The organism is Clostridium sp. (assembly GCF_036639235.1).
Classification (GTDB): Bacteria; Bacillota; Clostridia; order Clostridiales; family Caloramatoraceae; genus Clostridium_AB.
On record NZ_JAVWJB010000008.1, the window covers coordinates 12448 to 29196 of the forward strand.

Below are 16749 nucleotides of genomic sequence, written 5' to 3' on the forward strand. Positions count from 1 at the left end.
CCTCCTATTTTATGATTTTATCCTTAAAGCTATTACCATCAATATCATTATTAATATTTAATATATCAAGTACTGTTTTCCCAATATCAGCAAATGAGTCTCTAGTTCCTATATTAACTCCACCCTTAATGCTACTACCATATACTAATAAAGGCGTGTATTCCCTTGTATGATCTGTTCCCTTAGTAGTTGGGTCACATCCATGGTCTGCTGTTAATATAAGTATATCTTCTACTTTCATTGAATCTAGAACATCTTTAAGCATAACATCAAATTCTTCAAGTGCTGCCTTATATCCTTCTGGGTCATTTCTATGACCATAAAGCATATCAAAATCAACAAGGTTACTAAATATAAGCCCAGTTGATTTTTCATTAATTAATTCAATTGTTTTTTGAACATTTTCTTTGTTACTCTTAGCATGATATGACTTAGTAATGCCACATCCTGCGTATATATCAGATATCTTCCCAATTCCAATTACATCAAGTGACTCATCACTTATATAATCAAGCATTGTTTTCCTTGGTGGTTTAACTGAAAAATCACGTCTATTTGGAGTTCTTTTAAATGAACCCTCTTCTCCTATAAAAGGTCTTGCTATAACCCTTGAAACGTTGTGTTTTCCTCTTAAAATCCCTCTAGCTATATTACATATCTTATATAGCTCCTCAAGTGGTACAACATCCTCGTGGGCTGCAATTTGAAATACACTGTCAGCTGATGTGTATACAATTAAATCACCTGTTTCAACATGTTTTTGACCAAGATCTCTAATTATATCTGTTCCAGAAGCTACAATATTCCCTATTACGCGTCTTCCTGTTAAGGATTCAAACTCTTCAATAATCTCCTTATCGAATCCATTAGGATAAGTAGGAAAATTTTCCTCAACAATAACCCCTGCAATTTCAAAATGGCCAGTTGTTGTATCTTTACCATTTGACTTTTCCATAAGTCTACCAAAATTTCCTTTAGGTGAAGTAGTACTATTTACTCCTTCAATGCCATCAATATTGCCAAAGCCTAATGATACTAAATTAGGAATACTTAGCCCATTAAGTAATTTTGAAATATGTCCAACAGTATTACACATTTCATCTCCATATACATGAGCGTCAGGTAGGCTTCCTATACCTACACTATCTAGAACCATAATAATAACTCTATTCATATATCCAACTCCCTATTTATTTCCTTACTTAGTATTATACTAAAAATCAATAAATATTATCATAAATATATAATAATAAAAAAAAGGCATGAAAATTTTTATTTTCACACCAAAAAGTTTTAGGTTTTATAGTTCATCCTTAAGTTTATGCTCTAGGATGAGTCTTTTTATATACATCGCTGATTCTATTTTTTATAAGCTCAGCGTAAACTTGCGTTGTTGATATGTCTGAATGCCCTAGCATTTGCTGTACTGACTTTAAATCTGCTCCATTTTCAATTAAATGGGCTGCAAATGAATGTCTTAATGTATGTGGAGTAATATCCTTGTTTATATCTGCAAGTGAAGCATAGTGCTTAATAATCTTCCAAAACCCTTGTCTTGTCATTCTCTCACCATGAAAGTTTAAAAATAATGCCTGTTCTTCTTGTCTTGAAACAAACTTTTGTCTATATTCTGATATATATGTTTTTAATATATCTATTGCAACCTTACCCATTGGAATAATTCTTTCCTTTGTGCCGCTGCATCTAATAAATCCTATTTCAAGATTAACATCTTGAATGTTAAGATTAATAAGCTCTGTAACTCTTATTCCTGTTGCATAAAGCATTTCAAGCATTGCCCTATCACGAACACCCTTAGACTCAGATATATTAGGTAGTGATAATAGTTTTTCTATTTCCTCAACGCTTAACACTTGAGGAACCTTCTTTTCAGATTTTGGAGACTCAAGATTTAAGGTTGGATCTTTTGCAACTACATTATTCTTTAAAAGCATCTTATAAAAGGCTCTTATTGATGCTATACTTCTTGAAATTGAAGAAGTCGCCCTTCCTGCCTTTTGAAGATATAAAATATATGCAATTATATTTGTCTTCTTTACTACTTTAAAGTCTAAATTATTTTCTGCAAGGTATATTAAAAACTTCTTTATATCCCTTGTATATGACTCTAGGGTATTCTCACTAAGTCTATTATCTTCCCTTAACTCCTGTACAAAATCCTTTAAAACCTTTTCCATTAACAAGTCCCCTTTTAAATTATTCACACCGCTAATATTCTACAAAAGTTTTCTATATCCTTCAATTTTTATGAAAATCCAAGAAACTTTTGTATTAAATTGAATATAACATTTTTTAAACCTGTTACTTCCACATTATTTTGTAGTACAAAAACACTATTCCCTGAAGGAATTTGATGGTTTATAAACCCTAGTTTTAGGATCAATAAATTAACTACATATGGAAGTACTAATCCTAAAAACAAAAGTACGCAAAATACCTTTATGAAAGTAAATAAATTTTTACACCCCACTTGTATCTCCCCTAACCTACAATGAAATATGATGACAGCGCCTTAATAATAAGTGGGCTAATAAAACCTTCTATAAAGCTCCCAATTAAGGTTACTATAAATATTACACCTATTATTAAAGAATAAGACATAAAACTAAGTCCTTGATTATTAGAAAATCCCTTTCCTTTTCTCCTCCTAATAACCGATGTAGTGTAGGATAAACTAATTACAACTGCAATAAGTAAACATGGTATGTATACTATGTTTTGAGGTATGATCCCAATTAATGAGAACATAAGTCCACGTATACCCATACTTTCTATAAAAAAGCCAACTGAGAATCCTAGAACAAAACCTCTAAATCCTATAACTATTAATGCAACAGGTACACCAATAATTGTTAAGCTTAAAACCCATATTATAAGAATTGATAAAAAGTTATTTCTTGCAGACTGCATGAAAACACTACTACCTGAAACACTTTCTCCAGAATAAACCTTAAAAAAGCTATTCATATAGGTTAGTAGTTCATTTTTCTCCTCTATAGATATGGATTTTATAGTAAAACCTCCTATAGCAAGTCCAATAGAAAAAAATAAGATTATTATGAAGTAAATTCCTATGTTCTCTTTTATGTTTTTTGTTATACGCTCACCTAAAAGAGTTCTCACAAAAAAATTCCCCCTTCCTTCTCATTTGTTGTCTTTAAATTTATATGAGAGAAAGAGGGATTTTATGAAAACTAAATATATTTTTTAGCTAGCAAAATTGCAAGTGCTGTTTTAGCATCTGTTATCTCTTCATTTTCTACCATTGAAACTAACTTTTCGTACTTAAACTTTAAAACCTCAAGGTTCTCTCCTTCATCAAGCTTTTGTAAACCCCTAGTAAAGTTTTTACATAGGTATAAGTACATTTTCTCACCTGAGTAACCTGCTGCTAAATAAAACTCACCAAGGAAAATAAGCTCCTTTGGAATTAGCCCTGTTTCTTCCTCCATTTCACGAACTGCACATGCATATGGTTGTTCACGTCCATCTATTTTCCCAGCAGGAATTTCAAGTACAGCATCCTCTACTGCCTTTCTATACTGCTTAACCATTGTTACTTCACCACACTCATCTACACATAATATACCAACAGCTCCGTTATGTTCTATAACCTCTCTATAAGATGTTTTACCATCATTAATTCTTACCAAGTCACGTCTTAGATTTAATATTTTACCTTTGTATATATACTCACTGCTTATTGTCTTTTCTCTAATTAACAAACCTATCACCTCATAATTCCTTTTATATATTATATATGTATTCCCCTAATTTTATTTTAGTTTTTAAATGAACGAATATTCTCACTTTGTCGAAATTCTTTCATTTACTTATTATTATAATGACGTTATAATATATTTAATAGGTTTTTATGACGTTTTTTGCGAAATTAAAGTTAAAAGTCATAAAAAATTGTAGAAAAAAAGAACTTTTTCTTAGGAAAAAGTTCAAAATTAAGGGTAATAAATTGTGCTTTATATTTATTTAACCAAGCTTTGATTGTAATCTAAGCTTGTCAGCAACCATTGCAATAAACTCAGAATTTGTTGGCTTGCCCTTATCGTTGTGAACAGTATATCCAAAAATTCTGTTTATAGTTTCTACTTGACCTCTTGACCAAGCAACTTCTATTGCATGTCTAATAGCTCTTTCTACTCTACTTGCAGTAGTATTATACTTCTTTGCTATTGATGGATAAAGTTCTTTAGTTACAGCGCTTAATAGCTCTATGTCTTTAACTACCATTTGAATAGCTTCTCTTAAATATAAATATCCTTTAATATGTGCTGGTACACCTATTTCATGAATTATATTAGTTATGTCAGCCTCTAATGAGTTTACATTAGAAAATGGAGTAGACTCTGGCATTAATAGTGATGGTCTTCTGATTTCATCCATAGAACCCTGTGAGAACATTTGTCTAATTCTCTTACTAAAAATATCCATATCAAACGGTTTTACAACATAATATTCCGCTCCAAGGTTAATTGCCCTTTGTGTAATTTTGTCTTGTCCAACTGCTGAAAGAACTATTACCTTAGGAAGATTAATTCCCGTCATTGAGTTTATCTTTTCAAGCACTCCAAGTCCGTCAAGATGTGGCATGATTATGTCTAAAACTAAAACGTCAGGTTTGTAATTTCCAACTAGCTCAACTGCCTCAAGTCCGTCATTTGCAATTGCAACAACTTCAAAGTCATTTTGCTCCTTAAGGTATTGGCTAAGTATGCTTGAAAATTCTTTGTTGTCGTCTGCGATTAAAATTTTAATCTTTCTATTCTCCATTATATATCCTCCTAATGTGCTCCATTATCTCTTTGTTATACTAATTCGACAATAAGAAAATAACTCCTTCTAATTTTTTATTAAAAAGTTAAATTTGGTAGAAATATTTTAAAATGTATATAAAAGTTTACTATTTCACCAAAAGATTTAATAAACAATGTAGAAAAACCAACACATTTGTGAACTTCACAAAGTGCTGGCCTTCTAATTTAAGATGCTACATTTCCGTCTTTAAGCATCCACTCAATATAAATACCATATCCCATTGTAGGGTTATTAACAAATACGTGTGTTACTGCTCCTACTATCTTTCCATTTTGTATAATAGGACTTCCACTCATACCTTGAACGATACCTCCTGTTTTTTCAAGGAGTTCCTTATCTGTTACCTTAATAACCATACTTTTAGGACTAGGCTTAGTCTGATTTATAACTTTTTCGATGTTAATACTATATTCTTTAGTTTCAACACCATCTACACATGTTAAAATTTTAGCTGGGCCTTCTTTAACTTCATTTTGTCTACCAATTGATATTGGTTTTAGATTTTTACACTGATTTTTCATTTTTTCTGATTTTCCGTATACTCCGCTAAAAGAATTTTTTGATAAACTACCTACCTGATCTTTTTCATGAAATATGCCTCTAAGCTCTCCTGGATTACCTTTTTCACCTTTTTCTACTGATATTATCTTAGCGTCATAAGAACTACCTTCTCTAATTGTTAGAAGCTTTCCAGTATCAATATCATTTATAGGGTGTCCAAGTGCACCAAAAACTCCTGATTTCTCGTCATAGAAAGTTAATGTACCAACACCTGAAGTTGTGTTTCTAACCCATAATCCTACTTTATATTCTCCAGAGGATAAAACAGGTGAAACAGTTATATTTTCCGTCTTCTCTCTTCTTTTTATCTTTAACTTTATCTTATTACCCTTTGACTTTAGTATTACACTTGAAAGTGTATTAATTTCGTTAAGTTTCTCTCCATTAGCCTCAAGTAAAACGTCTCCTATCTCTATACCAGATGCTATACCAGGACTTTCCTTATTGCCATCATTCGTATCAACATCCGAAAAACCAACAACAATAATACCCTCCGTATATAATTTTATTCCTATTGGTTTTCCTCCTGGAATTAATTTAATGTCTGGCTTTAAATTAACTGTTACTGTTTTTACAGGTATAATTCCAAATAATTTAACATTCAGATCTAAATCTTCTTTTAAAGTATTGGTATTATTAAATGTTTCAACAGTATAAATTATATTAGATTTTAGGTTATTGTTATCTAGGCTATTAAGTTCTAACTTACTACTGGTAATACTTAATGACTCAGGTAAAGATGCTACTTTAACAAATCCAACTGAAAAAGTAACGGCAATAACTATTAATAATGAAATTAATATTTGGGGGAATTTAAGTTTCAAGTAAATCACTCCTTATTGCCAATTTGTTAAATCAACACCCTTCGATGTTTTTAACTTAACCTTTTTGTTGTCCACATATACTATAAGAAAAACAACAATAATAGCAATAAAAAGATAATCTGTTATTGTTTTAAAATGCGAAAAATCTTCACCAAATAATATTTGGTGAAGATTCCTTTAAACTGAAGCCTTTTTATAGCTTTGAGCCATTTCTAAAACTTCAAGAGCATTTTTTCTAGTTAAGTCAGTAATAGTCATTCCACCAAGCATTCTTGCAAGCTCTTCAATTCTTTCTAGTTTTGTAAGAGTTTTAATTGATGTAAGTGTAGAGTTATTACTAGTTGTTTTTTCGATTTTAAAATGACAATCACTCATAGCAGCAATTTGTGGAAGATGAGTTACACATAATAATTGGTGAGATTTAGATATATTGGACATTTTTTCTGCAACTGCCTGTGCTGTACGCCCACTTATACCAGTATCTACCTCATCAAAAATCAATGTAGGTATATCATCTATATCTGCTATAACTGTTTTAATGGCAAGCATTATTCTTGACATTTCACCACCTGAAGCAACCTTTGAAAGTGGCTTTAATGGTTGCCCTGGGTTTGCTGTCATTAGGAAACTTACCTTATTACGTCCATTTGAATGAAGATCTGCTTCACTTGTAATAGAAACCTTAAATATAGCTTTTTCCATTCCAAGATACTTAAATTCCTGTGTTATCATTGTTTCAAGAATTTGACCCCCCTTTTTTCTTAGAAATGTTATTTTATCAGCTAATATTTCAACATCCCTAAGTAGTGAATCTCTTTCCTTTTCAAGGTCCTTTATAATCTCATCACCTTGAAGAACATTTGATAACTCTGCTTGTATTCCATTATGAAAATCAATAATTTCATCTATTGTAGAGCCATATTTACGCTTAAGCTTATTTATGGTATCAAGTCTTCCCTCTATTTCATTAAGTCGACCCTCATTATAGTCAATACCTATCTTATATCCTCTAATATCTTCACATATTGATTCAAGTTGATAATATACCCCTTCAATTGCTTCCCTCATAGATGCTAAATTCGTATCATATTCCTCAATAGCTGATATACCCTTAAGTGAACTTGAAAGTGCATCTAATGCTGAATCTCCTATTTGGGCCATATAAAGTTTGCTATAAATATTAGTTAGTGAAGAATGAATTTTTTGTGAGTTTGCAAGGATATCCCTCTCCTTCTTTAACTCTTCATCTTCATTAGGCCTTAGGTCTGCCTCTCTGATTTCCTCATCCTGAAAAGATAATAGGTCAATCATACGAAGTCTTTCCTTCTCATTAGTTGAAAGGCTATCTATACGCTCATTAATAGATATGTATTTCTTATAAAGATCCTTATATTCTTGTTTTATAGAATATAGGTCCTCCCCACAGAATAAATCAAGAATATGAATATTAGACCCTTCATTTAGAAGTGACTGATGTTCATGCTGACCATGTATATCTATTAAGTGTTTTCCAATAGACTTAAGTAGCGATACAGTAACAGCCTTCCCATTTATTCTTGAAATACTTTTTCCTGATTTATTTATTTCCCTTGATATAATAATATTGTCTTCACAATCAATACCGTTTTCTTCAAATAAATTATTGATATTTTTGTTATTTACACTAAAAATGCCTTCAACAAAGGCAGACTCTTCACCTACTCTTATTATGTCTTTGTTTTGCTTGTCACCAAGTATAAAGTTAATAGAGTCAATAAGAATTGATTTACCTGCACCCGTTTCTCCTGTAAACATATTAAGTCCCCTATGGAAACTAATACATGCCTCATCTATAAGTGCAAAATTTTTAATGTGAAGTTCAATAAGCATTATAACCTTCTCCTATTAGTTAAGTAATTTTTTGAATTTACCAACTAGTTCCTGTGCCTTTTCTTCGGTTCTTGCAAGTACTAATATAGTATTATCTCCAGCAATCGTTCCTACTATACCATCAAAGGATAGCGTATCTATAGCCTCTGCAGCTGCTGAACCTGACCCTGATAGAGTCTTTAGTAGTATAGCGTTACCAACATAGTCAACATTAATAACTGTTTGTGTAAAAATATTAACTAGTTTCTCTGATAGTACATTTTCACTTTGGGTAATTGATGCGTATTTGTATCTTCCCTGTGCACTTAACACCTTAATTAGTTTAAGTTCTTTAACGTCTCTTGATACTGTTGCCTGAGTAACATCCATACCCTGACATCTTAATGCATCAACAAGCTCCTCTTGTGTTTCAATATCATTTTGTGTTATGAGTTCTAAAATTTTGGCATGCCTTGCGATTTTCATTTAGATACTCCTTTCGCTACTTAAAAATTTCTTTGTCTAAATTTATTTCTTAAAACATCATAGAATCCTCTATTACCTAATTTAATAAATTTAACATTTGCTGGTGCCTTCTTAACAATAACCTTATCTAGCTTACTAAGCTTTTGGCCTTGCTGACCATCACAAGTTAAAAATATCTCATCAGCGTCCCTTTCAATCTCCACAGTAATCTCTTTAGAATCAGCAATAACAATACTCCTTGAATATAAAGTATGTGGACATATAGGAGTCATTAACATAACCCCTACCTCAGGACTGATTATAGGACCTCCTGCTGAAAGTGAATAAGCAGTTGACCCTGTTGGAGTTGAAATAATAAGTCCATCTGCATGATAATCATCAACAAATTCACCATCTGAATAAGTGTTTAGGGTAATCATTCTACTTAATGTACCCTTAGCTATGTTAACATCATTTAAACAGTATAGATTATCTCCAATTTCACCGTCTCTTATAACATTTGCTTGAAGAAGAATTCTTTCTTGAATTGAATATTCACCATCAATAATTCTTTGAAGCGCAAAAAAAGCATCTTCCTTCTCAACTTCGGTTATAAATCCCAGATTCCCCATATTAATTCCAAGTAAAGGTATACCTGATAAAAATGCTCCTCTAGCAACTCCAAGTAAAGTTCCATCTCCACCTAAAACAATTAGATAATCACAGATTGAATACATCTCATCATGTGAATATCCAATATCACTTCTTGAAAGCTTCGAAGCTGATATTTCTGATAAACAAACCTTACAATCCTTATCTTCAAGCCATTTAATTATTGAAGATGTAAACTCAAGTCCCTTATCCTTAGTCAGATTAGCTATTATTCCAAATCTCGCCATTTTTTCACCGCCGCACTTAATATTATCTATAAACTCTCATGTGAAGACTTAACAACATTCTTAGTTAATTCTTCATGGTCTATAACTTCTTTATCCTCTTGTAAATCTACATCCTTTGAAAGATATAATAAATACTCTCTATTACCCTCAGGTCCCTTTACAGGTGAGAAGTCAAGTCCCCTAATCTTATAACCTATAGACTTTGCAAAGTTCATAATCATAAGAATAACCTCCTCATGAACCTTAGGATCTCTAACAACACCTTTTTTGCCAACCTTTTCTCTTCCAGCTTCAAATTGTGGCTTTATTAGAGCAACAATTTCACCCTTGTCAGTTAAAAGAGTCTTAAGAACTGGTAATACAAGCTTTAGGGAAATAAATGAAACATCAATAGATGCAAAATCTAATTGTTCATCTAAATTCTCAGGTGTTACATATCTAATATTGGTTCTTTCCATACAAACAACTCTCTCATCTGTTCTTAAAACCCAAGCCATTTGTCCATAACCAACATCAACTGCATATACCTTAACTGCGTGGTTTTGAAGCATACAATCTGTAAATCCACCTGTTGATGCTCCAACATCCATACAAACTCTTCCCTCAAGAGAAATTCCAAATGACTTCATAGCCTTAGCAAGCTTAAGTCCACCTCTACTAACATATGGTATTGCAACACCTTTAACCTCTATGTCTGAGTCTACCTTAATCTTCTCTCCAACCTTATCTACTCTGTTATTGTTAACAAAAACAAGTCCTGCCATTATGTTTTTTCTAGCCTTTTCCCTTGAGTCAAAAAATCCCTTTTCAACTAGTAATACATCAATTCTTTCTTTAGCTTCTGCCATGATGTTCTCCTTCAATGCTTTGTAATATTGTACTTACTATACCCTCAGTATTTAAACCGTAATCCTCATACAGCTCATTAACACTTCCATGATGAATAAATTCATCAGGATATCCTAAAGTAATAGTTTTCTTGTATATATCCTTATCAGATACACACTTAACTATAGCCTCACCAAATCCGCCACTTATTACATTGTCTTCGATGGTGAATACTATGTTATGACTTTTGTATATATATTCTATCATATTTTCGTCTAAAGGTTTAATAAATTTACCATTGATAAGTGTGGGTTTTATGCCATATTCCTCTAGTTTCTTAGCAGCTAAGTATCCATGTTGAACCATTTTACCTGTTGCAACTATAGCCACTTCACTACCTTCTAGTATTTTTTCCCACTTACCAACCTCAATTAAATTATCTTCTTTAAATCCCTCAAATATATCTCCACCTCTTGGGTATCTAATAGCAATTGGTGAATCATTATACTTAAATCCAAACTTAAGCATAGATTTAAATTCACTAATACTCTTAGGCGCCATAATCACAAGGTTTGGTATATCCCTAAGATATGATATATCGAATACTCCTTGATGGGTTTCTCCATCTTCTCCAACTATACCTGCCCTATCTATACAGAACATAACAGGTAAATTTTGTATGCACACATCATGTAAAACCTGATCGTATGCCCTTTGAAGGAATGTAGAATAAACAGCAAAAACAGGCTTAAGACCCTGACTTGCAAGTCCCGCTGCAAATGTTACAGCATGTTGTTCTGCAATACCTACGTCAAAAAATCTATCACTATATTTTGATGCAAAGTCACTTAATCCAGTTCCATCTGGCATAGCAGCAGTAATTGCAACTATGTTTTCGTTTTCACTTGCAGCATTAACTATTGCATCTCCAAATACAGATGAATAATTAGCCTTACCCTTTGAAGCCTCTCCTGTCTCTATACTAAAGGGACCTATACCATGGAATTTATCAGGCTTATTCTCAGCATAATAATATCCCTTACCTTTTTTGGTAATAACGTGTACAAGTACCGGTCCTCTTATTTTCTTAGCCCTAGTTAGAACATTTGATATTTCCTTAATGTTATGACCATCTATTGGTCCTAAATAAGTAAATCCAAGTTCTTCAAATAACATTCCCTTAACTAAAAGTGATTTAACACTTTCCTTAACCCTCTCTGCTGCTTTATATAAATTATTACCAACAGCAGGAATTTTCTTAACCATATACTCTATATCATCTCTAAGATTCATATATGTAGGCTGGGTTCTTATTCTAGCTAAATAACTAGATAAGCTACCAACATTAGGTGCTATTGACATTTCATTGTCGTTTAAAACAACTATCATATTTGTATTTGTGTTTCCTGCATGGTTTAATGCCTCAAGTGCCACTCCACCTGTTAGGGCACCATCACCTATTACTGCAACCACACTATTATTCCTACACATAATATCACGTGCCTTAGCCATTCCAAAAGCTGCTGATATTGATGTGCTACTATGCCCTGTTGAAAATGAATCGTATTCACTTTCATTAGGTCTTGGGAATCCACTTAGCCCATTATACTTTCTAAGTGTATCAAATCTCTCTTTTCTACCGGTTAAAATCTTGTGTACATAGGATTGATGACCAACGTCCCAAACAATTTTATCCTCAGGCATATTAAACACCTTATGAAGTGCAATTGTAAGTTCTACAACTCCTAAATTAGGAGCTAAATGACCACCTGTTTTAGATACAGAACAAATAAGAAAATTTCTAATCTCATCTGCTAATCTATATAATTCATCTGTAGTTAAGTTTTTTATATCCTTAGGGTATTTTATATTATCTAGTAATGACATACTCTTCACCTATATTAAATTTATTTTTTCATCATGAATGATTCCAAAATCCATGCTACGTTATATACAATGTTATTACTTTTAGATATAGCAAAAATTTTACCAATTGCTTTTCCGCCAACAGTTAATGAGGCTACTATTCCACTAATAAAAAGTGTTATAACACCACCACTTGCTGTAGTAGTTGTTGAAAGAATCTTCACTACTATAACCGCACCTGTTGTACCACTAATGATTCCACAAATATCCCCTATAACATCATTACAAAATGTTGATACTTTGTCTGCATTACGAATTAAAAAAACAGCCGCCTTAGCACCCTTTACCTTCCTTGACGCCATGGAATGAAACGGGGTCTCATCTGCTGCTGCTACCGCCATACCAACAATATCAAAAATTATTCCTATAAAAATTATAGAAATAAGTATTAAAAATGCAATTAAAATATCTACTCTGTGTAGGAAAATATCAGAAACATAGCTTATTGTAGATGAAATTATAAATGCAAGAATAAAAATTGATATTATCCACTTTGCATTTGCCCCCTTTTGAGGAATTTTACTATGAAACTTTACTTTCCTTTTAGTTTTATTCTCTCCCATTTTATCACCTTTAATTAATAAACTTAGATGGTAATATATTGAGTTAAGTTTGCGGCTTAGGTCCAGCAGGCTTTCCCATTCTCATGTCCATCTGTCGCCATAATGGTGGTTTCCCTTTCACTGAAAATCTATATTGTTACCAAATATAGGGCTGAATTACCACTTAGTCCACACTGCAATCCCCAAAATATCTCATTACGAACAGTCTAGGAGTTTTCCTCAACAACATAATCCTCTCCTAGCCTCTTTTGCAAAATTGGTTTCCTATAGCAATTACTTATATCCTCGGGCCCTGAGAATATAAATCTGATCCATCCTCCGCCAACCTCACTCAAGGCAGGCTACACTGCAAGTAGCTGTTTCCAACCACTACGCAGGTTTAATCCTATGCCGTAGATAATCTTGTTACCCACGAGGATAGGTCTCCACGAAAAGTAGGGTCGATTGCGCATGCCATTGCGGTCGCCCCACAATTCTCTCTCCCAGCACCAACCCACAACTGGGCGTAGCGAGCCAGCACAAGAAGCTTCATCGATGTGCCCTTTGACGAATTTTTAGCCCCGCCTTCAAAGAGGATATAGTTGACTAGAATACTGCACCATCTAAGTAATTTCTAATTTATCATATAAACTTTAATCTAACAACATTTTATTCTAAATTATGACTTCCTATTAAGTAGGTACTCTGTATAATATGTTAAAAATCCTGATTTGTCTATTTCTTTAGATATAACAAGAGCCTCATTAGTAAGATCATTTGCAAGACTTAAAGATTCCTCTATCCCTAGTAATGTTACAAAGGTAGATTTATTATTCTCTTTATCGCTTAAAGCGCGTTTTCCAAGGGACTTTGAATCGCTTGTATAATCTAAAACATCATCAACAATTTGGAATACAAGTCCAATATTCTTTCCATACTCTGATATTTTAGATACTAAATCTTCTCTATTAGATATTAAAGCACCTACTACACATGAAGCTTCTATTAATGCACCTGTTTTATTCGCATGCATCTTAATAAGTGTATCAAGTGGTATCTTCTGATTCTCAGATTCCATGTCAATTACTTGACCTAGTATCATGCCTCTTGTACCCGCTGCCCTTGATATTACATTACCAATTTCAATGTACTTAATATTATTCAGATCTTTAATTTTATTAAATATAATCTCATAGGCAAGATTTAAAAGTCCATCTCCTGCAAGTATTGCATTAGCCTCACCAAACTTAATGTGATTAGTAGGCATACCACGTCTTAAATCATCATTATCCATTGCTGGTAAGTCATCATGAATTAAAGAATAGGTATGAATACATTCTATAGAAATAGCAAAAGGTAGTGCAGATAAAACGTCACCACCTAGTGCCTTTGTTATTGCAAGTGTAAGAGTTGGTCTAACCCTTTTTCCACCGGCTAATAGACTGTAATTCATAGAATCAATTATAGTCTTATGTGAATCATCATATTTTAAAATAGAACTTAAATGGCTATCTATTAATTCCTTATACTCTACTACGTCTTTTTGGAATGTCATTATATCTCCTCCTGAGGTAGGAATTTTTCTTCCTTAAGTTCTCCACTTTTCTCCCTCATAATAACGTTTATCTTTGTTTCAGCATCATCAAGTCTGGCATTACAAAGTGATACAAGGTCCATTCCTTCTTTAAAAACTTTTATAGATTCTTCAAGGGAAAGATCTTCACTTTCCATTTTTGAAACTATTTCTTCAAGTCTCTCTATTGCTTCTTCGAAGTTTTTTTCTTTTTTTCTAGTTGCCATTTTGTTCCCTCCATTATCTTTTCTACTTTACAATTTACCATACCATCAATCATGTTAATCTTAATACTATCACCTTTTTCAACATCCTGTACCGTGTTTACAACCTTATCATTTAAGGTTACAAATGAATATCCTCTTTGAAGAGTATTAAGTGGGCTTAAAACATCAATTTTTGAAATTAATTCTATATACTTTTGCTTCTTAGCATTAATTAATTTCTCGATATTAATTGATATGTCCTTTTGGTATAAATTTATATCATTTCTTGATGATTTTATATTATCATAAAAGCTATTAAATATCTTGTTATAAATTGTATCTACATATTGCATATTTTCCTTAAGCTTTCTTTCAGGTGATAACATATTAATTGTTTTTTCGTATGAAAGGTTGTTATTTCTCTTTTGCTTAATAGAGTTTTTTGTAATAGTGTGTATTCTTGAAACAATCGCATTAATCTTATAACTAATTTCATCATAAGAAGGTACTGTAACCTCTGCAGCATGTGATGGAGTTGAAGCTCTAAAATCTGCTACAAAGTCTGCAATCGTATAGTCTGTTTCATGTCCTACTGCTGAAACTATAGGTGTTTTGCTTGAATATATACATCTAGCAAGTTCTTCTTCATTGAAGCACCAAAGCTCCTCAATAGACCCTCCCCCTCGTCCAATAATAATAACATCAACATCGCCTCTACTATTAAAATAATTTATTCCTTCTATTATAGTTTTATGTGCACCTTCTCCCTGTACCGTTGCAGGGTATAGTAGAATATTAACTCCCTTATACCTTTTAGTAGAAACATTAATAATATCCCTAATAACTGCACCTGTTGGAGAGGTTACAACACCTATTTTTTGTGGAAAAAGTGGCAAGGATTGCTTCCTTGCCACATCAAATAAACCTTCTGTTTCTAGTTTTTTCTTAAGCTGCTGATAAGCTTCATATAGATCCCCAATACCATCTACATTCATGCTCTTACAATACAACTGATACTTTCCGTCTCTTTCGTACACGGAAACTCTACCTCTAACTAGAACCTTTTGTCCATTTTGTGGCTTAAACTTTAATGAAGTTGCGTCTGTTTTAAACATAACACAGCTAAGTTTTGCCTTATCGTCCTTAAGGGTAAAGTACATATGCCCAGACGAATGGTGGGTAAAGTTAGAGAGTTCTCCACTTATATATATATTGTTAAGTTCTAAATCATATTCAAAAAGTTCCCTAATGTATGAGTTAACCTCATAAACACTAAAGTATTTATTGTTCATATTCTAATGAAGCCTCCAAAACATTTTCTACAAGCATTGTAGTTGTCATAGCTCCAACTCCACCTGGTACTGGTGTAATATGTGATGCTTTTTCAAGCACGCCTTCAAAGTCAACATCACCTTTTAGTTTTCCATCAACCATGTTAACTCCAGCGTCTATAACTACAGTGCCCTCTTTTACCATATCAGCAGTAATAAGGTTAGCTTTACCTGCTGCACTTACTATTATATCACAATTTAGAGTTTCTGACTTTAAGTCCTTTGTTTTAGAATGACAGATGTTAACCGTCGCACCTTCATTTAGTAGTAACAGGGCAACTGGCTTACCAACTACATTACTTCTACCTACTACACATACCCTTGTCCCAACAAGATCCATGCCACATTCTTTAATAAGTCTAACTATACCCTTTGGAGTACATGGCTTTAGACATTTTTCTCCCCTAAAAAGCTTTCCTGTATTATCAAGATTAAAACAGTCAATATCCTTATTTGGAGAAATAGATCTTGCTACGTTGTCTGGAGATATGTGCTTTGGAAGTGGAACTTGTACAATAATTCCGTTAATATCTTCTCTTTCGTTAAGGTTCTCTATTAATGAGATTACCTCATCCTCAGTGCTCTCCTCTGGTAGTTCAAACATTGTATATTCTACCCCAACCTCATGGGACACTTTCTGTTGACCCTTAACATATGATATTGATGAAGGGTCACTTCCTACTAATATTGCAGCAATTCCAGGAGCTCTTCCCTTAATATTAATATGCTCCTTAACTCTTTCCTTAAGTTCTTCTCTTATATTTGCAGCTATTTCCTTAGCGTTAATTACTATTCCACTCATTTGATCACCTCATAAACCTATAAATAAACAATTAAATAATACTAATATTTTATCAAACTAAACCAATTGTGTAACACATTTAATTAAAAA

Annotated in this window: 16 protein-coding genes; all 16 read right to left on the bottom strand. The window is 32.7% G+C overall.

Annotated features, from left to right (window positions below):
- Nucleotides 1-4: 4 nt before the first annotated feature.
- The 16 genes from RR539_RS03665 to RR539_RS03740 all read right to left on the bottom strand — a co-directional run bounded on the left by RR539_RS03665 (nt 5) and on the right by RR539_RS03740 (nt 16659).
- On the bottom strand, nt 5-1174 hold the full coding sequence (locus tag RR539_RS03665; RefSeq protein WP_332472783.1) for a phosphopentomutase: 1170 nt from the start codon (nt 1172-1174) through the stop codon (nt 5-7).
- A gap of 145 nt (nt 1175-1319) precedes the next feature.
- Nucleotides 1320-2198 carry a site-specific tyrosine recombinase XerD gene (xerD, locus tag RR539_RS03670; protein WP_332472782.1) on the bottom strand — a complete coding sequence of 293 codons (879 nt, stop codon included), beginning with the start codon at nt 2196-2198 and terminating at the stop codon, nt 1320-1322.
- A gap of 304 nt (nt 2199-2502) precedes the next feature.
- Nucleotides 2503-3144, bottom strand: coding sequence for a stage II sporulation protein M (spoIIM, locus tag RR539_RS03675; protein ID WP_332472781.1), 642 nt, complete (start codon nt 3142-3144; stop codon nt 2503-2505).
- 71 nt (nt 3145-3215) lie between these two features.
- A complete protein-coding gene (locus RR539_RS03680; RefSeq protein ID WP_332483398.1) occupies nt 3216-3746 on the bottom strand; it encodes an NUDIX hydrolase in 531 nt (176 codons plus the stop codon).
- 262 nt (nt 3747-4008) lie between these two features.
- Nucleotides 4009-4809 carry a sporulation transcription factor Spo0A gene (gene spo0A / locus RR539_RS03685; protein WP_332472779.1) on the bottom strand — a complete coding sequence of 267 codons (801 nt, stop codon included), beginning with the start codon at nt 4807-4809 and terminating at the stop codon, nt 4009-4011.
- A gap of 209 nt (nt 4810-5018) precedes the next feature.
- Nucleotides 5019-6239, bottom strand: a complete 1221-nt coding sequence (gene spoIVB / locus RR539_RS03690) for a SpoIVB peptidase (RefSeq protein WP_332472778.1) — start codon at nt 6237-6239, stop codon at nt 5019-5021.
- A gap of 177 nt (nt 6240-6416) precedes the next feature.
- The gene (recN, locus tag RR539_RS03695) at nt 6417-8108 is read right to left on the bottom strand and encodes a DNA repair protein RecN (protein WP_332483399.1); all 1692 of its coding nucleotides are present in this window, start codon (nt 8106-8108) and stop codon (nt 6417-6419) included.
- A gap of 15 nt (nt 8109-8123) precedes the next feature.
- Complete coding sequence (locus RR539_RS03700; protein WP_332472776.1) at nt 8124-8573, bottom strand: arginine repressor; 450 nt, start codon at nt 8571-8573, stop codon at nt 8124-8126.
- Between the two features lie 20 nt (nt 8574-8593).
- Complete coding sequence (locus tag RR539_RS03705; RefSeq protein WP_332472775.1) at nt 8594-9451, bottom strand: NAD(+)/NADH kinase; 858 nt, start codon at nt 9449-9451, stop codon at nt 8594-8596.
- 26 nt (nt 9452-9477) lie between these two features.
- Nucleotides 9478-10299, bottom strand: a complete 822-nt coding sequence (locus RR539_RS03710; RefSeq protein ID WP_332472774.1) for a TlyA family RNA methyltransferase — start codon at nt 10297-10299, stop codon at nt 9478-9480.
- The gene (gene dxs / locus RR539_RS03715; protein WP_332472773.1) at nt 10286-12166 is read right to left on the bottom strand and encodes a 1-deoxy-D-xylulose-5-phosphate synthase; all 1881 of its coding nucleotides are present in this window, start codon (nt 12164-12166) and stop codon (nt 10286-10288) included. Before dxs ends, RR539_RS03710 begins: the two co-directional genes overlap by 14 nt.
- A gap of 20 nt (nt 12167-12186) precedes the next feature.
- Nucleotides 12187-12768 carry a hypothetical protein gene (locus RR539_RS03720; RefSeq protein WP_332472772.1) on the bottom strand — a complete coding sequence of 194 codons (582 nt, stop codon included), beginning with the start codon at nt 12766-12768 and terminating at the stop codon, nt 12187-12189.
- A 658-nt stretch (nt 12769-13426) separates the two neighbouring features.
- Nucleotides 13427-14302, bottom strand: a complete 876-nt coding sequence (locus tag RR539_RS03725; protein ID WP_332472771.1) for a polyprenyl synthetase family protein — start codon at nt 14300-14302, stop codon at nt 13427-13429.
- Nucleotides 14302-14547, bottom strand: a complete 246-nt coding sequence (gene xseB, locus RR539_RS03730; RefSeq protein WP_332472770.1) for an exodeoxyribonuclease VII small subunit — start codon at nt 14545-14547, stop codon at nt 14302-14304. The genes RR539_RS03725 and xseB overlap by 1 nt, the downstream gene beginning before the upstream one ends.
- Nucleotides 14505-15818, bottom strand: coding sequence for an exodeoxyribonuclease VII large subunit (gene xseA / locus RR539_RS03735; protein ID WP_332472769.1), 1314 nt, complete (start codon nt 15816-15818; stop codon nt 14505-14507). The genes xseB and xseA overlap by 43 nt, the downstream gene beginning before the upstream one ends.
- Nucleotides 15808-16659, bottom strand: coding sequence for a bifunctional 5,10-methylenetetrahydrofolate dehydrogenase/5,10-methenyltetrahydrofolate cyclohydrolase (locus tag RR539_RS03740; protein WP_332472768.1), 852 nt, complete (start codon nt 16657-16659; stop codon nt 15808-15810). Before RR539_RS03740 ends, xseA begins: the two co-directional genes overlap by 11 nt.
- Nucleotides 16660-16749 lie beyond the last annotated feature (90 nt).